At 69.3% G+C, this 21,558-nt stretch carries 21 protein-coding genes; 10 read left to right on the top strand and 11 right to left on the bottom strand.

The window, feature by feature from the left end:
* Position 1: 1 nt before the first annotated feature.
* The 6 genes from rlmH to ACG00X_RS20495 form a co-directional block, all read right to left on the bottom strand.
* Positions 2-478 carry a 23S rRNA (pseudouridine(1915)-N(3))-methyltransferase RlmH gene (gene rlmH, locus ACG00X_RS20520; RefSeq protein WP_394490994.1) on the bottom strand — a complete coding sequence of 159 codons (477 nt, stop codon included), beginning with the start codon at positions 476-478 and terminating at the stop codon, positions 2-4.
* Positions 478-1,287: a ribosome silencing factor gene (gene rsfS / locus ACG00X_RS20515; RefSeq protein WP_394490992.1), complete on the bottom strand. Its 810-nt coding sequence runs from the start codon at positions 1,285-1,287 to the stop codon at positions 478-480. Before rsfS ends, rlmH begins: the two co-directional genes overlap by 1 nt.
* Positions 1,288-1,875 carry a nicotinate (nicotinamide) nucleotide adenylyltransferase gene (gene nadD / locus ACG00X_RS20510; protein ID WP_394490990.1) on the bottom strand — a complete coding sequence of 196 codons (588 nt, stop codon included), beginning with the start codon at positions 1,873-1,875 and terminating at the stop codon, positions 1,288-1,290.
* A 166-nt stretch (positions 1,876-2,041) separates the two neighbouring features.
* On the bottom strand, positions 2,042-2,977 hold the full coding sequence (hemF, locus tag ACG00X_RS20505; protein ID WP_394490988.1) for an oxygen-dependent coproporphyrinogen oxidase: 936 nt from the start codon (positions 2,975-2,977) through the stop codon (positions 2,042-2,044).
* Positions 2,978-3,020: 43 nt separating this feature from the next.
* A complete protein-coding gene (gene purD / locus ACG00X_RS20500; protein ID WP_394490986.1) occupies positions 3,021-4,307 on the bottom strand; it encodes a phosphoribosylamine--glycine ligase in 1,287 nt (428 codons plus the stop codon).
* Positions 4,308-4,310: 3 nt separating this feature from the next.
* Positions 4,311-5,033, bottom strand: a complete 723-nt coding sequence (locus ACG00X_RS20495) for a YebC/PmpR family DNA-binding transcriptional regulator (protein WP_394490984.1) — start codon at positions 5,031-5,033, stop codon at positions 4,311-4,313.
* A 290-nt stretch (positions 5,034-5,323) separates the two neighbouring features.
* Between ACG00X_RS20495 and ACG00X_RS20490 the strand changes: the two genes are divergently transcribed.
* The 9 genes from ACG00X_RS20490 to ACG00X_RS20450 all read left to right on the top strand — a co-directional run bounded on the left by ACG00X_RS20490 (position 5,324) and on the right by ACG00X_RS20450 (position 15,984).
* A complete protein-coding gene (locus tag ACG00X_RS20490; RefSeq protein WP_394490982.1) occupies positions 5,324-7,372 on the top strand; it encodes a hypothetical protein in 2,049 nt (682 codons plus the stop codon).
* Between the two features lie 129 nt (positions 7,373-7,501).
* Complete coding sequence (locus tag ACG00X_RS20485; protein WP_394490980.1) at positions 7,502-9,079, top strand: helicase HerA-like domain-containing protein; 1,578 nt, start codon at positions 7,502-7,504, stop codon at positions 9,077-9,079.
* A gap of 74 nt (positions 9,080-9,153) precedes the next feature.
* The gene (locus ACG00X_RS20480) at positions 9,154-10,713 is read left to right on the top strand and encodes a methyl-accepting chemotaxis protein (protein WP_394490978.1); all 1,560 of its coding nucleotides are present in this window, start codon (positions 9,154-9,156) and stop codon (positions 10,711-10,713) included.
* A 111-nt stretch (positions 10,714-10,824) separates the two neighbouring features.
* Positions 10,825-11,895: a sensor histidine kinase gene (locus tag ACG00X_RS20475; RefSeq protein WP_394490976.1), complete on the top strand. Its 1,071-nt coding sequence runs from the start codon at positions 10,825-10,827 to the stop codon at positions 11,893-11,895.
* On the top strand, positions 11,892-12,671 hold the full coding sequence (locus tag ACG00X_RS20470; RefSeq protein WP_394490974.1) for a LytR/AlgR family response regulator transcription factor: 780 nt from the start codon (positions 11,892-11,894) through the stop codon (positions 12,669-12,671). The genes ACG00X_RS20475 and ACG00X_RS20470 overlap by 4 nt, the downstream gene beginning before the upstream one ends.
* A gap of 68 nt (positions 12,672-12,739) precedes the next feature.
* Positions 12,740-12,994 carry a hypothetical protein gene (locus tag ACG00X_RS20465; protein ID WP_394490972.1) on the top strand — a complete coding sequence of 85 codons (255 nt, stop codon included), beginning with the start codon at positions 12,740-12,742 and terminating at the stop codon, positions 12,992-12,994.
* An 11-nt stretch (positions 12,995-13,005) separates the two neighbouring features.
* Positions 13,006-13,821, top strand: a complete 816-nt coding sequence (locus ACG00X_RS20460) for a hypothetical protein (protein WP_394490970.1) — start codon at positions 13,006-13,008, stop codon at positions 13,819-13,821.
* Positions 13,822-13,874: 53 nt separating this feature from the next.
* On the top strand, positions 13,875-15,647 hold the full coding sequence (locus ACG00X_RS20455; RefSeq protein ID WP_394490968.1) for a glutamine--tRNA ligase/YqeY domain fusion protein: 1,773 nt from the start codon (positions 13,875-13,877) through the stop codon (positions 15,645-15,647).
* Between the two features lie 31 nt (positions 15,648-15,678).
* Positions 15,679-15,984: a hypothetical protein gene (locus tag ACG00X_RS20450; protein WP_394490966.1), complete on the top strand. Its 306-nt coding sequence runs from the start codon at positions 15,679-15,681 to the stop codon at positions 15,982-15,984.
* Between the two features lie 4 nt (positions 15,985-15,988).
* Here the strand turns inward: ACG00X_RS20450 and ACG00X_RS20445 are convergent, their stop codons facing one another.
* The 3 genes from ACG00X_RS20445 to dbpA all read right to left on the bottom strand — a co-directional run bounded on the left by ACG00X_RS20445 (position 15,989) and on the right by dbpA (position 18,839).
* Positions 15,989-16,210 (bottom strand): hypothetical protein, encoded by a 222-nt coding sequence (locus ACG00X_RS20445; RefSeq protein ID WP_394490964.1) that lies wholly within the window; start codon positions 16,208-16,210, stop codon positions 15,989-15,991.
* Between the two features lie 127 nt (positions 16,211-16,337).
* The gene (locus ACG00X_RS20440; protein ID WP_394490962.1) at positions 16,338-17,261 is read right to left on the bottom strand and encodes a hypothetical protein; all 924 of its coding nucleotides are present in this window, start codon (positions 17,259-17,261) and stop codon (positions 16,338-16,340) included.
* Between the two features lie 177 nt (positions 17,262-17,438).
* Complete coding sequence (gene dbpA, locus ACG00X_RS20435) at positions 17,439-18,839, bottom strand: ATP-dependent RNA helicase DbpA (RefSeq protein WP_394490960.1); 1,401 nt, start codon at positions 18,837-18,839, stop codon at positions 17,439-17,441.
* A gap of 134 nt (positions 18,840-18,973) precedes the next feature.
* Here dbpA and ACG00X_RS20430 point away from each other — a divergent pair, with 134 nt between their 5' ends.
* Positions 18,974-19,507, top strand: coding sequence for a hypothetical protein (locus ACG00X_RS20430; protein WP_394490958.1), 534 nt, complete (start codon positions 18,974-18,976; stop codon positions 19,505-19,507).
* A 30-nt stretch (positions 19,508-19,537) separates the two neighbouring features.
* On the opposite strand, the gene ACG00X_RS20425 is transcribed toward ACG00X_RS20430, so the two are convergent.
* Positions 19,538-20,881 (bottom strand): sensor histidine kinase, encoded by a 1,344-nt coding sequence (locus ACG00X_RS20425; protein ID WP_394490956.1) that lies wholly within the window; start codon positions 20,879-20,881, stop codon positions 19,538-19,540.
* Positions 20,865-21,551, bottom strand: a complete 687-nt coding sequence (locus tag ACG00X_RS20420; protein WP_394490954.1) for a response regulator transcription factor — start codon at positions 21,549-21,551, stop codon at positions 20,865-20,867. The genes ACG00X_RS20425 and ACG00X_RS20420 overlap by 17 nt, the downstream gene beginning before the upstream one ends.
* Positions 21,552-21,558 lie beyond the last annotated feature (7 nt).

Here is a 21,558-nt window from a genome sequence, read left to right as displayed (position 1 = left end):
GTCATTCGCGGTGGTAGGGGTGGCCGGTGGTCACCGTCCAGGCGCGATACAGCCCTTCAGCCAGCAGCACGCGCGCAAACGCATGCGGCAGCGTCAGGTCTGACAGCCGCAGCGTCTCGTCCGCGGTCGCCTTGAGGTCCGGGTGAAGGCCGTCCGGCCCACCGATGACGAGGGCGGCATCACGCCCCTCGCCCATCCAGAGCCGCAGGCGCTCGGCCAGTTGCACGGTCGTGCGGCGCTCGCCGCGCTCGTCGAGGATGATGCGGCGAACGCCCCGCCCGCAGGCCTGCAGCGCAGCCTCGATGCGGGCCGCCTCGGCCGACATCAGCTGCTCGGCCGTCTTGCTGCCGCGCGTCTCGGCCTTGACGACCTTGAGCTCCAGCCGCATCTCGGGCGGGAAGCGCTTGGCGAAGTCTTCGTAAGCAGCGTCGGCCCAGGCCGGCTGGCGCTGGCCCACGGCCACGAGGAACAAGCGCATCAGGCCTTCTTGGAGGCGGCCTTCTTGGCCGGCGCGCTCTTGACGGGTGCGCTCTTGGCCGGCGCCTTCTTGGCGACGACATTCTTGGCCGCCACCGGCTTGGCGGCAACCTTCTTGGCAGCCGGCTTGGCTGCCGCCTTCACGGCCGTCTTGGTGGCGGTCTTGGCAGCCGTCTTGGCGGGCGCGGCCTTCTTCACGCCGACCGTCGTCTTCACGGCTGCCTTCTTGGCGACCGTCTTCTTGGCTGCAGGCTTGGTTGCCGGTTTGGCGGCACCGACCTTGATCGTCTTGGCTGCCGGTGTCTTGGCATCAACGACACGCGCCGGCGCCTTCTTGGCGGCCGGCTTCTTGGCAGCGGGCGCGGCCTTCTTGGCCGGTGCGGCGGTCGCCTTGGCGGGCTTCTTCGCCGACTTGGCCTTGGCCGGTGCGTCGTCCTCGGACGCCTTCACGAGCTTGACCTCTTCCGAGCCGAGCTTGAGCTTGACCGGCTTGTCACCCCAGATTTCCTCGAGGTGGTAGTAGTCGCGGATGGCGGGCTGCATGACGTGCACGACGGCTGCGCCGCAGTCCACGATGATCCATTCGCCGTTGTCCTCACCCTCGGTGCGCATGACCTGCATGCCGCGGCCCTTGACGGTCTCGCGAACGCTGGAGGCCAGGGCTTTGGTCTGCCGGTTGCTGGTGCCCGACGCGATGATCACGCGCTCGAACAGTGGCGACAGATGCTCGGTGTTGAACACGACGATGTTCTGCGCCTTGACATCTTCCAGACCATCGACGATGGCGCGTTGCAGTTTGCGAATATCCATTCAGGGCTTCTTCCCGTAGAGACGGTGCGAGTCAATATAGCTCGCCACGTCGGCGCCCACCAAGGGGCTGATGTCGTCACCATGCGCGATGGCATCGCGCACGGCAGTGGATGAAATGGGGGTGTTCGGCAGATCCAGCACCTGCAGCCGGTGCGCCGGCATGCCCGGCGGCGTGACAACCGCCTCGCCGGCACGCGGCACGACCACCAGCGTCGCCAGCGCAGCCACGGTCTCCGCTCGGTACCAAGTCGGCAGACGCGCGTATTGGTCCTGGCCGATGAGGAACATCAGTTCGGCGCCCGGGTCCTGCTGCGCAAACTCGTTGAGCGTGTCTGCCGTGAAGCTGGGCCCGCGGCGGTGCAGTTCGCGGTCGTCGACGGCGAAGCGGGGCTCACCGGCGATCAGGCGCTGCAGCATCTGCACGCGATGCTCGCCTGCGGCCATGACCTGGTCAGGCTTTTGCCACTGGCGGCCGGCCGGCATCCACAAGAAACGGTCGGGCGCCAGCGCATCCAGCGCAAGCCGCGCGAACGCCAGATGGCCGAGATGAGGCGGGTCGAAGCTGCCGCCGAAGAGCGCGAGCTTCAACCTGAACCCCATGGTTGGGCGCGCCCGACGGGCAGGCGCGGCGAGCCGCTGCCAAGGCACGCCAACGCCGTGGGCTCGCACCCACGCGGAGCAGCAACGCCGCCAGCGGTGGGCAGCGCATGACCAGCGGGCGTGCAGCGCAAGCGACCCACCGTGGGGCCCAGGGTCATAGCCACAACGACGTCGGCGTTTCGTCGGCCCAGTCGCGCGGCCGCAGAAAGTCGGTGTACAGCCGGGCCTCGGGCGTGCCGGGCTCGGGCGCCCAGTCATAGCGCCAGGTCACCTGCGGCGGCATCGACATCAGGATGGACTCCGTGCGGCCACCGGACTGCAGGCCGAACAGCGTGCCGCGGTCCCACACGAGGTTGAACTCGACATAGCGGCCACGCCGGTAGGACTGGAAGTCACGCTCGCGCTCGCCGTAGGCATAGCCCTGGCGGCGTTCGACGATGGGCAGGTAGGCGGCCAGGAAGGCGTCGCCCACCGACTGGATCAGCGCGAAGCCCTTGTCGAAGCCCCCTTCGGCGAAGTCGTCGAAGAAGATGCCGCCGACACCGCGCGGCTCGTTGCGGTGCTTCAGGAAGAAGTACTCGTCGCACCAGGTCTTGAACTTGGGATGCAGCGCGTCGCCATGCGGCTGCAGCGCATCGCGGCAGACGCGGTGGAAGTGCTGGGCGTCGCGCTCGTAGCCGTAATAAGGCGTCAGGTCCATGCCGCCGCCGAACCACGTCACGGCCGGCGCGTTGGCCGGCAGCGCCGCGAACATGCGCACGTTCATGTGCACCGTCGGCACGAAGGGGTTGTGCGGGTGCAGCACCAGCGACACGCCCATGGCCTCGAACGGCGCGCCGGCCAGTTCGGGCCGGTGTTGCGTGGCCGAAGGCGGCAGCACGCGCCCCTTCACATGCGAGAAATTGACCCCGCCGCGCTCGAACACCGAGCCGCCCTCGATGAGGCGCGACAAGCCATCGCCCTCCAGCCGGCCACCGGGCTCCCGGCTCCAGCCATCGCTGACGAAGGCATTGCCATCGACGCCCTCCAGCGCGCTGACGATGCGCTGCTGGAGATCGAGCAGATAGACGCGAACGGCTTGTGAATTCATGAGCGCAGTCGGGTGAGGCGGGCCGGGGCGGCGGGAGCGGTCGTCACCGCTTGATGGCGCGGTGGCCGATGTCGCTGCGGTACTGCCGACCGGCGAACTGGATGCCCGACGCCAGCTCATAGGCACTCTGTGCCGCGGTGCGGGCCGACTCGCCCAGTGCCGTCACGCACAGCACGCGGCCGCCGCTGGTGACGAGCTTGCCGTCCACCTCGGTCGTGCCGGCATGGAACACCATGGCCTCGGCCGCGTCGTCCGGCAGGCCGGAGACGGCGTCGCCCTTGCGGGGGTTCAGCGGATAGCCTTCGGCAGCCAGCACGACACCCAGCGCGACACGGCGATCCCACTGCAGCTCGACCTGGTCCAGCGTGCCGTCCGTCGCGTGCATCAGCAGCTCGAACAGGTCGCTCTTCAGACGCATCATGATCGGCTGCGTCTCGGGGTCGCCCATGCGCGTGTTGAACTCGACGGTGCGTGGCTGGCCGTGCTCGTCGATCATCAGCCCGGCATACAGGAAACCGGTGAACGGATGGCCGTCCTTGGCCATGCCGGCGATGGTCGGCTGGATGATCTCGTGCATGACCTTGGCATGCACATTGGGCGTGACGACCGGCGCGGGCGAGTAGGCGCCCATGCCGCCGGTGTTGGGGCCTTCGTCGCCATCCAGCAGGCGTTTGTGGTCCTGGCTGGTGGCCAGCGACACGACATGCTTGCCATCGCAGACGACGATGAAGCTCGCCTCCTCGCCGGCCAGGAAGTCCTCGATGACGACACGTGCGCCACCGGCGTTGTGCGTGACGCCCAGCTTGTTGTCTTCCAGGATCCACGAGATGGCTTCGTGCGCCTCTGCCAGCGTCATCGCGACGACGACGCCCTTGCCTGCCGCCAGGCCGTCGGCCTTGATGACGATGGGCGCGCCGCGGCCGTCCACATAGGCATGCGCAGCAGCCGGGTCGGAGAAGGTCTCGTAAGCCGCCGTCGGGATGCCGTGGCGCTTCATGAAGTCCTTGGCGAACGCCTTAGAGCTTTCCAGCTGCGCTGCCGCCTGGGTGGGGCCGAAGATGCGCAGGCCGCGCGCGCGGAACTCATCCACGACGCCGGCCGCCAGCGCCGCCTCGGGGCCGACGACGGTCAACGCGATCTTCTGTTCGGCCGCGAAATCCGCGAGCGCCTTCACGTCGGTGGCGGCGATGGCGACGTTCTGCAGCCGGGAGTCGCGCGCCGTGCCGCCGTTGCCCGGGGCCACGAAGACCTGGCTGATGCGATCACCCTGGGCCAGCTTCCAGGCCAGGGCGTGCTCACGGCCGCCGTTGCCGATGACAAGGACTTTCATGGCTCAGCCCAGTTCGGCGTTGTGATAGACGGCCTGCGTGTCGTCGAGGTCTTCGATGACGTCCAGCAGCTTCTGCATGCGCTCGGCATCCTCGCCGGTCAGCTCGATGGTGTTCTCAGGGCGCATCGTCACTTCGGCCAGCTCCGGCACCAGGCCGGCGGCTTCCAGCGCGGCCTTGACCACCTCGTAGTCAGCCGGCGATGTCAGCACCTCGATGGCGCCGTCGTCACCCGTGACCACGTCCTCGGCGCCGGCATCCAGCGCCACCTCCATGACCTTGTCTTCCGACGTGCCCGGCGCGAACAGCAGCTGGCCCACGTGCTTGAACTGGAACGACACCGAGCCGTCCGTGCCCATGTTGCCGCCGTACTTGCTGAAGGCGTGACGCACCTCGGCCACCGTGCGGACGCGGTTGTCCGTCATCGTGTCGATCATGATGGCCGCACCGCCGATGCCGTAGCCCTCGTAGCGGATTTCCTCGTACGTCAGCCCGTCGATGTTGCCGCTGGCCTTATCGATGTTGTACTTGATGCGGTCGGCCGGCATGTTGGCGGCCTTGGCCTTGTCGACCGCCAGACGCAGGCGCGGGTTGTCCTTGATGTCCGGGCCGCCCTGACGCGCGGCGACGGTGATTTCACGAATGATGCGGGTCCAGATCTTGCCGCGCTTCTCGTCCTGACGGCCTTTGCGATGCTGGATGTTGGCCCATTTGGAATGTCCGGCCATGTGGCTCTAGCTCCTTTGGCAGCATGGCGCAGGTGCCATGCAACCCTCGATTCTACGAGGCGCGCACTCACGCGCCCGCGCAGCGGCAGACGCCGGCGGCGTCAAAAGCCCCCGTCGCCCCAGACCTGCAAGTTCAGCAACGACCGCTGCCGTCCTGCCACACCCCTAACTGCGTCCCCCTAGGAGCCGCGGTCGTCCTACCGATGAAGGTGAAGCCGGCCAGGAGCCCGCCTAACTTTCGTTGCACCTCCACCCGGCGCTGGCGGAGGGCTCAATCCAAGGAGACACCCATGACTCGACTTCCCGCCGGCCTGAAGCTGGCCGCCTGCCTCGGCACCGCGCTGCTCGCGCAAACGGCCCAGGCCGCCCCGACCTGCTATCACAACTACGGTGCCATCGATGCGATGAAGCCGAACAAGCTGTTCCTCTACTACCCCACCGCAAACGACGCCACCTTCCCGGCGTACTACGCGAACGTCTCGCCTGCGCGCACCTTCGACATCGCTCTGCTGCCCGGCGCCCCGGCCGGCACGACGGCCCAGCTGCGCTCGCGCATCTACGACGTCGTCGCGACCGACTACTGCGAGTTCAACGTGCAGGTGCTCCCGCCCACGACAACCAACCCCGACTCGCTCGCCCTGCCACCGGCGCGACGCAACATGGTGGCCATCGGCGCGGACACCAATGCCTCGCTGTACGGCGTTGCCGAAGCGGTGGACACGGGCGACGCCGACGTCATCGACCACGCCCGCGTCTTCGGCGGGTCCTACGGCGTGTTCTGCAGCGCCGACCTTGCCGGCGCCAACAACACGCTGGACCGCTGGGCGATGGGCATCGGCGGCACGGCAGCGCACGAAGCGGGCCACAACTACGGGCTGTCGCACAGCGCCGTGGTGCACAGCGGCGAAGACGCCTACACCCACCACATCATGCCGGCCGGCCCGTCCATGCCCTGCGCCAACCGCGTGGGCGAGCGCCGCCACTTCAGTGACCAGGACTTCGGCATCCTGGCCAACAACGTCGGCCTGACGCTGCAATCGCTGGCCAACTGGGACTTCGTCAACCCGAACGCCGCGACCGCCGCCCGCCTGCGCATGGAGGTGCTCTCGCGCAGCGCGACGCTGACGCCGGTGTCGACCTACACCGGCTCGCGCAGCCCCTGGAACCCTCCTACCGTTTCGGGCCCGTCCGGCACGGTCATGTTCAAGGGCCTCAGCTACAACCGCTTCTTCGTCACCTGGCAGTCGGCCAAGACCTGGGCCAGCCCCAACCAGCCCGGCAGCCTGGCCGGCCTCGTGCGCGGCGCCGAGCAGTTCCATGTCGGCACGCAGTTCGTGCAGGAGGACATCCTCAACACGTCCGACCAGGTCGTCATCGTCGACGCCACGCTGCTGGACGCCGACGGCAACGCGCTCGCGCTGCACCCGCGCGTGCCCACGTTCGACACCGGCACGCTGGCGGCCGACGGCAGCTTCACGGTGAACCTGGGCAACCTCGTCGCGGCCAACCTCGTGCTGCGCAACTGGCAAGCCCTGGTGCTGCCGCGGCCTGCGCACATCGACAGCCTGATGCGCAACCGCGAAGGCGTGCTGAAGCTGTTCGATGTGCAGCAGGAGGCCATCACCCCCTGGCGCGAAGTGAAGCTCGCCGAAAAGGCCGAGCTGCCGGCCGGCTCCGTCGAGAAGCCGGCGGAGGCGAGCTTGCTGCTGGGCAACCTGTTCAAGGACGGGCACAACGTGCGCATCAAGTTCAGTGGTGCGAACGCGGCGAGGGACGCCGTCGTCGGCGCCAAGGAAGTGAACCCCGACGTCAAGGGCGCGTTGGCCACCGACCCCTTCCCCGGCGCTTCCGTGTTCCTCGAAGGCGAACTGGTCGAGCCCAACGCGCTGCAGTGGAACGCCGAGAAGAAGGCCTATGTGAACGAAGACCTGGTCACCCGCGTCTTCCTGCAGATCGCGGGCAAGCGCGCCAAGCCGGTGGATGGCGCGCTCAGCGGCCTGCTGCGAGGCAAGGTCGTCTGCGCCAACCTCGCCACCAGCAGGAAGATCAGCCTGCAGGCGGCGGACGACGGCAGCTTCGACTGCGAGAAGGGTGGGCTTGTGTCGCTGCATGGTGACCGCGTGGAAATCTCGCAGGTCGCCCTCGTCAGCACGAAGCAACCCCTGGTGCAGATCGGTGGCCTGGAGATCGCCAAGGTCACCTGCACGAACCAGGAGTCAGGCAAGTCCGTGTCGTTCAAGCCCGAGGCCAGCACCGACGCCCTCGACTGCGTGAAGGCCGGGCTGGAGGTGGGGCTGCAGAGCACGCTGCAGATCACGCAGATCGGCACCGTGCACTGAGGCGGCATCCGGTCGCGGTGGCCGGCCGCTTCGGAGACAGACCCCGCAGCGCCCACGCGGTGCTGCGGGCCGGGAGGGGCCGCTAGACTCGTCGCCCCCCGCCGATTCGGCCCTCCCGGAGACCGCTTCATGTCCGCCGCCCCCATCCTGCTGGCACGCCAGGCTCAAACCGAGTGCCTGCTGCTGCCCGCACTGGCCAATCGCCACGGCCTCATCACCGGCGCCACCGGCACCGGCAAGACCATCAGCCTGCAGACGCTGGCCGAGAGTTTTTCCAAGCTGGGTGTGCCCGTCTTCATGGCCGACGTGAAGGGCGACCTGACCGGCATCAGCCAACCCGGCAACCCCAGCGACAAGCTGCTCGCCACGCTGAAGGCCCGCGGCCTGGAGGCTGCGGAGCAAGTCGCCTGCCCGACGACGCTGTGGGACGTGTTCGGCGAGCAAGGCCACCCGGTGCGCGCCACCGTGTCCGACATGGGCCCGCTGCTGCTGGCCCGCATGCTGGCGCTCAACGAGACGCAGGCCGGTGTGCTGCAGATGGTGTTCAAGATCGCCGACGACCAGGGCCTGCTGCTGCTGGACCTGAAGGACTTGCGCGCCATGCTGCAGCATGTGGGCGACAACGCCAGCAGCTTCACGACGCAGTACGGCAACGTCTCGGCCGCCAGCATCGGCGCCATCCAGCGCGGCCTGCTGCAGATCGAGGCCCAGGGCGGGGACAAGTTCTTCGGCGAGCCCATGCTCAACATCGCCGACTTCATGCAGGTCACTGACGCCCCCACGTCGCCGGGGGGCGCATCCGCGCTTGGGAACGGCCTCGGCGTCATCAACATCCTGGCCGCCGACAAGCTGATGAACGCGCCGCGTCTGTACGCGACCTTCCTGCTGTGGATGCTGTCGGAGCTGTTCGAGACGCTGCCCGAGGTGGGCGACCTGGAGAAACCGAAGCTGGTGTTCTTCTTCGACGAGGCCCACCTGCTGTTCAAGGATGCGCCTGACGCCCTCGTCGAGCGCATCGAGTTGGTGGTGCGCCTGGTGCGCTCCAAGGGCGTGGGCGTCTATTTCGTGACGCAGAACCCGCTGGACATCCCCGATGCCGTGCTGGGCCAGCTCGGCAACCGCGTGCAGCACGCGCTGCGCGCCTTCACGCCGCGTGACCAGAGGGCCGTCAAAGCCGCCGCCGACACCATGCGCGCCAAGCCGGGGCTGGACATCGCCACGGCGATCACGGAGCTAGCGGTCGGCGAAGCGCTGGTCAGCCTGCTCGACGAGCACGGCCGGCCCAGCATCACCGAGCGCGTCTTCGTGCTGCCGCCCGGCAGCCAGATCGGGCCCATCACGGCGGCGCAGCGCCAGCAGCTGATGGCGAACTCCCTGGTGGCCGGCGTGTACGAAAAGCAGCTGGATCGCGAGTCGGCCTACGAGAAGCTGCTCGGCCGGCCCGCCGCAGCGGCTGCGCCGCCAGGCACGCCTTCGGCGACCGGCAAGACCGCGCCGGCCCCCAGCCCGGACGAAGGCGGCGGCCTGATGGACAGTCTCAAGGACGTGCTGTTCGGCACCACCGGCCCGCGCGGCGGCCGCCACCCCGGGCTGGCCGAGAAGGCCGCCCAGTCGGCCGTGCGCAGCATGGGTTCGGCCGTTGGCCGCGAGATCATTCGTGGTGTTTTGGGCAGCATCCTCGGCGGAGGCGGTTCGCGCAGGCGTTGACCCGGTCGACGGCGCCCGGCCATTCATGCAGACTCGCAGCGCTCCATCAGAGAGCCGCGCAAAGAGGAGACGACATGAATGCCTTGAAGCAGATGCACATCGGACCCCGCCTGGCCGTGGCCTTCGCCGCCGTGCTGCTGTTGATGCTCGGGGTCGCTGGCGTGGGGGTGCATGGCATCTTCCGCATGGCCGCCGGCCTCGACACGGTCTATCACGACCGCACCATCCCGCTGGCTCAGCTCGGCGAGTTGAACAACCTGTCCACCCGCAACCGCCTCATCATCGTCGAGATGCTGCGCTCGCCCGGGTTCGACGAGATCAAGCGCCGCAACGACGAGCTGGCCGCCAATGTCAAACGCGGCGAGGAGTTGCTGGCTCGCTACCTGCAGACCCAGCTGACCGATGACGAACGGGCGCTGGCGCAGCGCTTCGTCACCGCACGCAAGGGCTTCATCGACGAAGGCCTGACGCCCGTCGGCGCCGCACTCGCCACCGGCGGCATGAGCACCGCGCTGCAGATCTACGAGGAGAAGACGCTGCCGCTCGGCGCGCAGGCGCGCGAACTGTCCGATGCGCTCGTCAAGCTGCAGATCGACGAAGCCGCGCGGCTGTACGAGGAAGGCCAGGCCACGCGCACATCGGCGGTGGCGCTCACGGCCCTGCTCAGCATCGTCGCGCTCGCACTGGGCTTCGGCATGGCCTGGGTCATCACCCGCTCCATCACCGCGCCCATCCGACAGGCCATGGGCTTCGCGGAGGCGGTGGCCGGCGGTGACCTGACGGCGAGCATCCGCGCCGATGGGCGCGACGAAATCGCGCAGTTGCAGCAGGCACTGGCCCGCATGCGTGACGGGCTGGTGCAGATCGTCGGCCAGGTGCGCAGCGGCGCCGACGCCATCCTGACCGGCGCCGGTGAGATCGCCAATGGCAATGCCGACCTGTCGCAGCGCACCGAGCAGCAGGCCGCCAACCTCGAGGAAACGGCCGCATCGATGGAGCAGATGAACGCCACCGTGCGCCAGAACGCCGACACGGCGCAGACGGCCACGCAGCTGGCCGCTTCCGCCAGCGGCGTGGCGGCTCGCGGCGGTGACGTGGTGCAGCAGGTCATCACGACGATGAGCGACATCTCGGCCAGCTCGCGCAAGATCGCCGACATCATCGGCACCATCGACGGCATCGCGTTCCAGACCAACATCCTGGCCCTGAACGCCGCCGTGGAGGCGGCCCGGGCCGGCGAGCAGGGGCGCGGCTTTGCCGTCGTGGCCGGCGAGGTGCGCGCGCTGGCGCAGCGCAGCGCACTCGCGGCCCGCGAGATCAAGGACTTGATCGGCCACAGCGTGAACAACGTGGACGCCGGCTCCCGCCTCGTCGGCGAGGCCGGCGAGACGATGACGGAGATCGTGTCGCAGGTGAAGCGCGTGGCCGACCTGATCGGCGAGATCGGCTCCGCCACGCAGGAGCAAACCACCGGCATCGGCCAGGTCAGCGAAGCGATCTCGCAGCTCGACAAGGTCACGCAGCAGAACGCCGCGCTGGTGGAACAGGCCGCGGCCGCGGCCGACAGCCTGCGCGGCCAAGCGCAGCGCATGAACGAGGTCGTCGGCGTCTTCCGGCTCGGCGCCGGCCGCTGAGCGCCCGGCGGGCCGCCCCGCTGGCGCCCGCCTGCGGCCGCTTCGCGCCGCCCCCACGCCGTTCATCGCCGGCGGCTGGCGCCGCGCCGCACAGGGCATCATGCTGGCCCGATGACCACCCAGCACATCCGCTACGACTGGCGCGCCCACGTGGGCGGCACCGTGGCCATCTGCATGGCTGTCGGCCTGCTGAACTACCTGGCCCGCGGCGAGGGCTTCTGGACGGGCATGCTCTATTCGTTCTGCATCGGCGTGCAGATCTCGGCCTATGTCTCGCTGCTGCAAGCGGCCGCCGCGCGCGGGCTGGCGCGCTGCTGGGGCGACGACATCGTGCTGCGCCGCGCTTGGGCCGGCTGGGCGCTGATGCTGCCCTGCCTGATGGTCGGTGCCGTCGCGGGCTACACGGGTGGCATCGCGCTGGCCGACCTCATCACCGGTCAGCACTCCATCGCGCCCTGGAACCTCGGCGATCAGCGCGCGACACGCTCGCTCGCCTTCACGCTGCTGACCGCGCTGTTGGGCTCGCTCGTGTTCATCGCCATGTTCAAGCTCAACGCGCTGCGCCTGGCCCAGGCCGAGGCCCAACGCCAGGCCGCCGAGGCCCGGCTCGCGCTGCTGCAGAGCCAGCTGGAGCCGCACATGCTCTTCAACACGCTGGCCCACCTGCGCGTGCTCATCAAGCTGCAGCCCGACGAAGCCCAGCAGATGCTGGACCGGCTCATCGACTACCTGCGCGCCACGCTGCAAGCCAGCCGCGCCACGGAGCACGCGCTGGCCCAGGAGTTCGCACGGCTGGCGGACTACCTCGCGCTCATGCAGCTGCGCATGGGCGCGCGGCTGCAGGTGCACCTGGACCTGCCGGCCAGCCTGGCCGGCGTGGCCATCCCGCCGCTGCTGCTGCAACCGCTGGTGGAGAACGCGGTCAAGCACGGCCTGGAACCGCACGAGGCCGGCGGCGAGCTGCGCGTATCGGCATCCCGCCAGGGCCAACGGCTGCTGCTGGAAGTGGCCGACACCGGCGCGGGCCTCGCCGAGACCCAGCCGCCCGCAACAGCCGGCACCGGCTTCGGCCTGACCCAGGTGCGTGAACGCCTCGCTCACCATTACGGCGACGCCGCCCGCTTCGCGCTGCTGCCCCGGCCCGCAGGCGGCAGCATCGCGCGCATCGAACTCCCGTCATGAACGCCACCGCCCTCATCGCCGAAGACGAACCCCGGCTCGCCGACAGCCTGCGAGCCGACCTCGCCATCGCCTGGCCGGCGCTGCGCGTGCTGGCCCAGGCCGGCAGCGGCACGGCGGCCGTGGCCCAGGCGCTGCTGCACCGGCCCCAGGTCTGCTTCCTGGACATCCGCATGCCGGGCCTGACCGGGCTGCAGGCGGCCCAGGCCATCGCCGAGGACTGGCCCGGCGACGCCGGCCCCCTGCCCTTGTTCGTCTTCGTGACGGCCTACGACCAGTACGCGCTGCAGGCCTTCGATGCGGCGGCCGCCGACTACCTGCTCAAGCCGGTCACGCCCGAACGGCTGGCCCGCAGCGTGGCCCGGCTGCAGGCGCGCCTGGCTCAGCCCGGCGCGGGCGACGCGACGCTGGCCACGCTGCGCCAGCTGCTGCTCGACCAGGCCACGCCCCCGCCGAGGCTGCGCCATCTGCAAGCCGCCATGGGCGACACCGTGGAGCTCGTGCCGGTGGACGAGCTGCTGTACCTGGAAGCCGCCGACAAATACGTTCGCGCCGTGACGGCCGGGCGGGACTACTGGGTGCGCCAGCCCCTGCGCGAGCTGGCCCCGCAGCTGGACCCGGCCCGCTTCTGGCAGATCCACCGCGCCACCATCGTCAACGTAGACGCCGTCGCCCGCGCGCAGCGGCAGGACAACGGCACCGTGCTGCTGCAACTCCGCCAGCGACCGGAGACGCTGACCGTCAGCCGGCTGCACGCGGCGCGCTTCAAGGCGCAGTAGTTCTCGAATCCGGCTGTCGTCCTACAGCATCGGCGAAGATGTAAACGGTATAAACCGTTTTCATCTTTATGAGCCCCAAGCCCAAGAACGCCCCTGTCGAACGCGCCAAGCTCGTTCGCGACGGTTTCACGATGCCCCAGTCGGACTACGCGCTCATCGCCGAGCTCAAGCACCGACTGCACGACGTGAAACGCGAAGCCAAGAAAAGCGAGCTGCTGCGCGCCGGTCTGCGAGCGTTGGCCCTGCTGGACGCCCCGGCACTGGCCGCGGCGCTGGACGGGCTGGAGCCGGTCAAGACCGGGCGACCCCGCAAGACAGAGTGAGGAGACATGCCATGACGAACGCAACCTACTGGTGGCACCTGCTGTGCGCCATCGCCGGCCTGAACCTGATCGCCTGGACGGCATCAACCGCCTGGTTGCACCGCAATCGCCCCGACGGCACGACCTGGCCCCATCAACGCCTGCAGCTGCTGCTGTCGGCGCTGTACGTGCTGGGGTGCGGCTACCGGTCCTTCCTGCCGGTGTTCGATGTGCCACGCGTCGTCATGGTGGACAGCTGGGCGTCGAGCGTCATGATCGGCCGCACGGTCGCCACGATCGCCGAACTGAGCTTTGCTGCGCAATGGGCGCTGCTGCTGCGCGGCGCGGCGCTGACGACCGGGCATCGCTTCAGCCTCAAGGTGGCGCATGCCATCGTGCCGATGATCGCCATCGCCGAAGTGCATTCCTGGTACGCGGTGCTGACGACCTGCAACCTCGGCCACGTCGTCGAGGAGACGCTGTGGGGCCTGGCGGCCGTGTTCAGCGTGCTGGCCATGGGCGCGATGTGGCCGCAGGCCGGCGCGCGCGGCCGCCGCTGGCTGGCGCTGGCCATGGTGGCCGGGGCGTTGTATGCGGCCTACATGTTCGCCGTGGACGTGCCCATGTACTGGGCGCGCTGGATCGCCGATGAAGCGGCCGGCCGCGTCTACCCGACGCTGGCGGCCGGCTTGGCCGATGCCTCCGGTCGCTGGACGGTGTCGCACGACTGGGCGCACTGGCGCAGCGAGGTGGTCTGGATGACGGCCTACTTCAGCGTGGCGGTCTGGATCAGCATCGGGCTGGCCCATGTGCGGCTGCCGCTTCGCCTGGAGCCGCAGCGTCCTTAGAATCGGCGGCATCGCGGGCCTGGGACACGGCCCGCTTCCATTTGATGCCGACGATGAGCCACCCCGCCGCCCCCGCGCCCGCCCCTGCGACGAATTTCCTGCGCCAGCGCATCGAGAACGACCTCGAGACCGGCGCCTTCGACGGCCGCCAGTTCGCCGGCACGCCGGGCGACGCCGCCCACCACGCCGCCGCGCCGCTGGACGCGGCGCGCATCCGCACCCGCTTCCCGCCCGAACCCAACGGCTACCTGCACATCGGCCACGCCAAGAGCATCTGCCTGAACTTCGGCCTGGCGCGCGACTACGGCGGCGCCTGCCACCTGCGCTTCGACGACACCAACCCCGAGAAGGAGGAGCTGGAGTACGTCAACGCCATCAAGGAGATGGTGCAGTGGCTGGGCTGGAGCTGGGGCGACAACCTCTTTGAAGCCAGCAGCTACTTCGACTTCATGTACGCGGCCGCCGAGGCGCTGGTCAACGCCGGCCTGGCCTATGTCGACGAGCAGAGCGCCGACGAGATGCGCGCCAACCGCGGCGACTTCGGCAAGCCCGGTGTCGACAGCCCGTTCCGCGGCCGCACACCGGCCGAGAACCTCGCCCGCCTGCGCGAAATGCGCGACGGCAAGCATGCCGACGGCGCGATGGTGCTGCGCGCCAAGATCGACATGGCCTCGCCCAACATCAACCTGCGCGACCCGACGCTCTACCGCATCAAGCACGCGGAACACCACGCCACGGGCAACACCTGGTGCATCTACCCGATGTACACCTACGCGCACCCGATCGAGGACGCGCTGGAGCGCATCACGCACAGCATCTGCACGCTGGAGTTCGAAGACCAGCGCCCGTTCTACGACTGGCTGCTGAACCAACTGGCCGACCTGGGCCTGCTGGCGCGCCCGCTGCCGCAGCAGATCGAGTTCGGCCGCCTGAACCTGAACTACGTCGTCACCAGCAAGCGCAAGCTGCGCCAGCTGGTCGAGGAGAAGCACGTCAGCGGCTGGGATGACCCGCGCATGCCCACGCTCGTCGGCCTGCGCCGCCGCGGCTTCACGCCGGCCAGCCTGCGCGCGATGGTGGAAGCCACCGGCGCCAGCAAGCAGAACGCCTGGATCGACGACACCGTGCTCGACCAGGCCCTGCGCGCCGACCTGGAACCGCAGGCACCGCGCGCCTTCGCCGTGCTGCAGCCGCTCAAATTGAAGCTGACGAACTTCGCTGACGTGTTCGGCAGCGCCGAGCACCGCGAACCCTGCGAGGTGGCAGCCCACCCGCACAAGCCGGAGCTGGGCCTGCGCAAGTTCTCGCTGGGCCCGGAGCTGTGGATCGAAGCCGAAGACTTCATGGAAGTGCCGGTGAAGGGCTACTTCCGGCTGTTCCCAGGCAACAAGGTGCGCCTGAAGGCCGGCTACGTCATCGAGTGCACCGGCGCCGAGAAGGACGCCGACGGCCAGGTCACGGCCGTGCTCGCCACGGTCATCCCCGACACCAAGAGCGGCACGCCGGGCGCGGATGCGGTCAAGGTCAAGGGCGTCATCGGCTGGGTGGGCGCACACGAGGCCGTGGCCGCCGAAGTGCGGCTGTACGAGCGCCTCTTCTCCGAGCCGCAGCCGGACGCCGGTGGGCGCGACTTCCTGGCTTTCGTCAACCCGAACTCGCTGCGCGTGGTGCAGGGTTTTGTGGAGCCCTCACTGGCCGGAGCCGCCGCCGACCAGCGCTGGCAGTTCGAGCGCCACGGCTATTTCGTGACCGACCGCGTGGACCACCGCGCCGACAAGCCGGTGTTCAACAAGATCACGGGCTTGAAGGACAGCTTCGCGAAGTAAGCGGCACTGCCGTCAGCCTGATCGCGCTGCCATGGCATTCGACCTCTATGCCGCTGATCGGCACGAAGCCATCAGCGAGCAGGACGCCTACGTCTTTTCGCTGGCATCGCAAGCCCCCGGCGACTTCCCGCAGTTGAACGCCTTGTGGGCCAGGTTCTACGAGGCGTTCAACATCGACGCCGAACAAGCCGGCGCGCTGGTTCACGAGCTGTTGGTGCTCCATGCGCGCTACGGCGCCCAGGCTGGCAAGGGCTTCGCACCGCTGGTGCTGCGCCTCGCGCACTTTTTCAGCACCGCCCACCGGACCGGCACCGCGATCCGCTGCATTGGCGATTGACCGCTCAATGGCGACGCTGCACGGTGGGCGTCGCGTAGTCGCGCCCGACGACGGCGCGGGCGAACAGGTAGTTCTGCAGCGCCTTGTCGCTGAGCGAGTCCAGCCGCACGCCCCCCTGCGCATCGCAGGGAAAGGCCAGTGCGCGACCGGCGTGGAACAACGACTCGAAGCGCAGTTCGTAGTCGTCGGGCATCAGGGGCATCAAGGGCATGGGGCGTGAGTTCATGTCGGCACCTCGTCTGGAAGTCAGACTAGGCGCCCAGGGGGTCGGGCACGCGTGAAAACGTCGCGGTGCCGGTGGTGCGCCCCCGCGATCACAGGCTGGCGCGCCAAGATGTCACGGCCAGCTCGGCTCACCGGCTGGGCTTGCGCAACAGGTCGATCTGGTAAGGTCGGTCGTCCATCTCCACACGCATCGACGCAGGCACCTGCAACGCGAGCAGGCGGCGCTGCGGCAGCTTGAGCAGCGCCAGCGACGACTTCATGTAGCGGCGCAGCAAGGCCTGCAGCGAACCGTCGCTGAATGCGAGCTTCAAGCCTCGCTCCACGCGGTCGATGGCTTCACGGTTGTCGGCATGCGTGTAGAGGTATTGCGGCAGGTCGTAGGACAGCAGCAGGCTGTCCTCGAGCGCAAGGCCGGCCGCGCCCTCATGGGTCTGGATCTCGTGGCCGATCTCCAGCACGTTGCGGCAGAACAGGTCGGCCCGGCCCAAGGCCACCATCTTGAACATGGCGTCATAGGTGCCGACTTCCGCCACATCCAGCCCATTGGCGCGCAGCACCTCCACATCGGGCCAGTTGCGGCCCTGCACGATGCGCAGCTGCGCCAGCGCCGCCACACTGTCGACCGCACGCACGGCGGGCTGGCGGGGCGCATGCACGAAGCAGACGCGGTAGCGGTTGGTGCCCAGGTGGATGGGGAAACGCACTGGCACCAGCCCCGCATCGCGCCCGTTCTCGGTGCTGGTCGCGACGAGCAGATTGGGCTCCACCTGCCGCTCCGCTTCCAGCAGCGCACGCGCCTTGTTCATCGGCTTGGTCACCGCCAAGCGGAAGGGCCCGTCACTCACCTGCGTGCGAGTCAGCGCCAGCTCCACCGCGTCGCGGACGAAGGCGTTGCGCAGGTCGACGCGGCTGTCCGGCGCGCGCAGCGTCACGACCAGCGCCGCTGGCGGCGTGGCGGGTGCGGCCATCGCCCGCACGGCCGCGCAGCCCATCGCACCCAGCAGGATGCTGAACCCCAGCAAGACCGGCAGCGAACGGCGGCGGCGCGACATGCCCGCAATGTAGCCCCGGCCCCGGGGCGCGCAAAGCTCAGGGGGTGAGAGCGAATTCGGCGCGGCCGAACGGGCGTCCCAAAGCGCAGCCGTAGCTCGTGCCACGGCGAGGATCTACAACGACGAGAGGCGGCTTTCGGGCAGCAAGGCGGGCGTGCTGAATTGCTTCTCAGCCTCTCAATCCGCCAGGTCCGCGAGCCGGCGCACCTTCACCTTGCGGCCCTTGAGCTTGCCGTTGGACAAGCGCTTGACGGCCTCGGCGGCGATGCCGCGGTCCACCGCCACGTAGCTATGGAAATCGGTGACGTTGATCTTGCCGATCTGCGCCGCCGTGAAGCCGGCCTCGCCGGTCAGCGCGCCGAGGATGTCGCCCGGGCGGATCTTCTCCTTGCGGCCGCCGAGGATCTGCAAAGTGTCCATGGCTGGCAGCAGCGGGCCGCCCGGCGCGTCGCGCAAGGCATCCAGCGGTTGCCACGTGAACTCGCGCCCCTGCAGCTGCTCGATGCGCCCGACACGGCCCATCTCGTCGAGGCTGGCCAGGCTCAGGGCCAGGCCTTGCGCGCCTGCACGGCCCGTGCGGCCGATGCGGTGCACGTGCTGCTCGACATCGGCGCTCATGTCGACGTTGATGACACAGGCGAGGTTGGCGATGTCCAGCCCGCGAGCGGCCACGTCGGTCGCCACCAGCACCGACACACTGCGGTTGGCGAACTGGATGAGCACCTGGTCGCGCTCACGCTGCTCCAGGTCACCATGCAGCGCCAGCGCGACGAACCCCTGCGCGGCCAGCACGGCCTCCAGGTCGCGGCACTGCTGCTTGGTGTTGCAAAAGGCGATCGTCGACTCGGGCCGGAAGGCGCGCAGCAGCCGCGGCACGGCGTCCAGCCGCTCGCCGTCGCTCACCTCGAAGGCGATCTGACGGATCGTCGACGCGGCAGCACTCGTCGCGCCCGCCACCTTCACGGTCTGCGGATCGCGCATGAAGCGGGCGGCAATGTCCTTCACGCCCTCCGGGAACGTGGCCGAGAACAGCAAGGTCTGGCGGCTGACCGGCGCGCGTTTCGCCACGGCCTTGATGTCGTCGACGAAGCCCATGTCCAGCATGCGGTCGGCCTCGTCGAGCACCAGCGTGTTCAACGCCGACAGGTCCAGCGAGCCGCGCTCCAGGTGGTCGATGAGACGCCCCGGCGTGCCGACGACGACATGGGCGCCGTAGGACAGGCTCTCGACCTGCGGCTTCATGGGGCTGCCACCGCACAGGCTCAGCACCTTGATGTTGTCGGCGGCGCGGGCCAGCCGGCGAATCTCCTGCGTGACCTGGTCGGCCAGCTCGCGCGTCGGCGCCAGCACGAGCGACTGCACGCGCGGCAGCTCGGCGTTCAGCCTGTGCAACAGCGCGACGGCGAAGGCCGCCGTCTTCCCCGAACCGGTCTGCGCCTCGCCGATGACGTCCCTGCCCGCGAGAGCCAGCGGCAGGCTGGCGGCCTGGATGGGCGTCATCTGCGCATAGCCGAGCTGGTCGAGGTTGGCCAGCATGGCGGGGCTCAGGGGCAGTGTGGAAAAAGCGATATCGGTCATGACGCGATTGTCGTGGGTGTGACTTCCTGCCCGGTTCCCGCCGCTGATCGGCCGCCATTTGCATTTGGTCACGTTCTCGCCGACGCTCGATCCCTAGCATCCGCTCCGGGTGCCCAAGCCCCCCGCCTAACCCGATGCCCACCGACACCCGTTCCTTCCCCAGCACGCAGCCCGCCGACCCGCCCACGGCGGCCCGGCCCCGTGTGCTGGAAGGCGGCACCCCGCGACCCCAGGCCCCGTCGTCCACGCGGCCGACGCGCGCGAATGCCGCGGCAGCGGGGGCTGCTGCAGCGACTCGGCCAGGCGCTGGCCCGCGTGCGCAGGGCACGGCCATCCCCGCCAGGAACGCCGGGCTGCCCCGTTGGGCCAAGGGCGTCGTCATCGGCGGCGTGCTGCTGGCGGTCGCCATGCCGGCCTCGGTGCTGCTGTCACGCTCCATGCTCGTGCAGGAGACGCTGGCCGCAGAAAGCGGCTCCAAGGCCGCCATGGTGTGCGTGGGTGGCAACGCCCGCGCGATCGACGGCTCCAGCGTCTTCGGCTGGCTGTTCGGCGGCTCGTACTTCAGCTGCGGTGACTGGGAGACCCGGGAGGCCCGGCTGCAGCGCGAGCGCGACCAGGCGCAGGCCAACTACCTCGCGCGCGAGCGCGCCAAGCAAGGGCTGAATTAGGCCTCCCCCTGGCGGCACGCTACCGCCAGCTCACGGGCCCATGCGCACGGCCATTTCCAGCCCGCGATCGGGCATGTGCGGCACGATGCGCCAGCCATGCGCCGTCGCGATCTCGGCGCAGATGGCCAACCCCAGGCCGGCCCCGTCACTGCCGCCGCCCGGCGCGCGCCAGAACCGGTCGAACAGACGCGACAGGTGCTCGGGCCGCACGCCCGGGCCCTCGTCACTGACCCCGAACCCGTCCGGCCGCACCGTCAGCGCCACGACACCACCGGCGGGGCTGTGCTGGATGGCGTTCTCCAGCAGGTTCTTCAGCAGCGTGAACAACGCGCTGCGGTCGGCGTTCCACTGACGCACGCCGTTGCCCACGCGCAGCCCGAGGTACACACCGCGTCGCTCCGCCACACGGGCCATGAAGTCGAACGCCTCGCGCACCGTCGGCAGCGGGTCGATCGCCTCGATGCGGTAGTTCTGCGGCTCGCTGACCTCCGCCAGCAGCAGCAACTGCTGCACCTGCCGCGCCATGCGGTCCACGTCCTGCAGCAGGTGGGTCCGCCGTTCGTCGTGCGGCCCCAGCTCGACCTGCGCGCGGATCAACGCGAGCGGCGTCTTCAGCTCATGGGCCGCACTGGCAAGAAACTCCTGCTGCGTGCGAAAGCCGTGGGCCAGGCGGTCCAGCGCCTGATTGAACGCCTGCACCATGGGCCGGATCTCGACCGGCTGCTGGGCTTCGCTCATGCGCTCGTCCAGTGTGCGCGGCGTGATGCGGCGCGCCGCCTCCGAGGCCGCGCTGAGCGGTGCGAGCGCGCGCCGCAGCGTGATGTGGACCGTGACCAGGAAGACCAGCAGGAACACCACGCACAAGGCCAGCATGCCCTGCGACAGCGCGGGCAGGCCGATGGAGTCGCGCATGCGGTCCATGAGGCGATCGCTGACGGCGAACTGCACCTGCCACTCCCTCCCGCCATGCTGCAGCGTTGCGACCGCCGCGTGCATCGCCACACCGTCTCGCACCAGCGTGAATGGGCGCTGGCCTGGCTCGCGCTGCCCGGAGATGAGCGAGCGCGCATCTGCATCGGGTGCAAATGCCACGCGCCCCGTGTCGTCGACAACGCGCATGGCCACCTCCTGCCCCATGCTGTTGAACATCCAGGGCTCGACCTTGGCCGTCAGGCCCACCGGTTGGCCGCTGGCATCGAACTGCACCTGGCGAGCCAGCCCGTGAACAAAGCGATCGGCGCCACGCTCCAGCAGGTAGCTGTTGAACGGGCGCACCAGCACCGCCACGGTGCCCGCCACCAGCGCCGCGCTCACCACCATGCCACCGACAAAGGTCCACAGCAGCCGGCGGCGCAGGCTAGCGGGCGGCTTCATCATCGCGAAGCGCATAACCATGGTTCCTGACGTTGATGATCTGCAGCCGCGAGCCCACCGCCAGCAGCTTGCGGCGCAAGCGGTGCAGCGCGACATCCAGCGCGTTGGGGGTGACGGCGTCCGTCAGGCCCCAGGCGGCGGCCTCCAGCGCGCTGCGCCGCACCGTCTGACCGCCATGGCGCGTGAGGCTCAGCAGGATCTGCAGCTCGGCCGGCGCCAGCGTGATGGCCTCCTCGCCGCAGCCCAGCCGCCCCTCGCCGGGGTGCAGCTGGATGTCGCCGAAGCCCGGCACCGCAGCCAGCAACGTCGCCGGCCGGCGCATCAATGCCCGCGTGCGGGCGACGAGTTCTTCCATCGGGAAGGGCTTGGTGAGGTAGTCGTCGGCGCCGGAGTCCAGGCCCTCCAGGCGGTCATGCAGCGCATCGCGCGCGGTCAGCATCAGGCAGGGCGTCGCCAGCCCGGCCGCGCGCAAGCGGGTCACGAGCGCCAGGCCGTCGCCGTCGGGCAGACCGCGGTCCACGATGAGCACCGCATAGTCGACGCTGCCCAGCGCCGCCCACGCCGATTCCAGCGTGTGGAACACATCCGCCGCGATGCCCGCCGCCTGTAGCGCCTGCCCCACCAGAGCAGCCAGACGGACATGGTCCTCCACCAGCGCGACGCGGCTCATCGGTGCC

The sequence above is a fragment of the Pelomonas nitida genome (genome assembly GCF_043555975.1).
GTDB lineage: Bacteria > Pseudomonadota > Gammaproteobacteria > Burkholderiales > Burkholderiaceae_C > Pelomonas > Pelomonas nitida.
The sequence above is the reverse complement of the archived record's forward strand: the minus strand, read 5'-3'. Positions and strand labels throughout refer to the sequence as shown.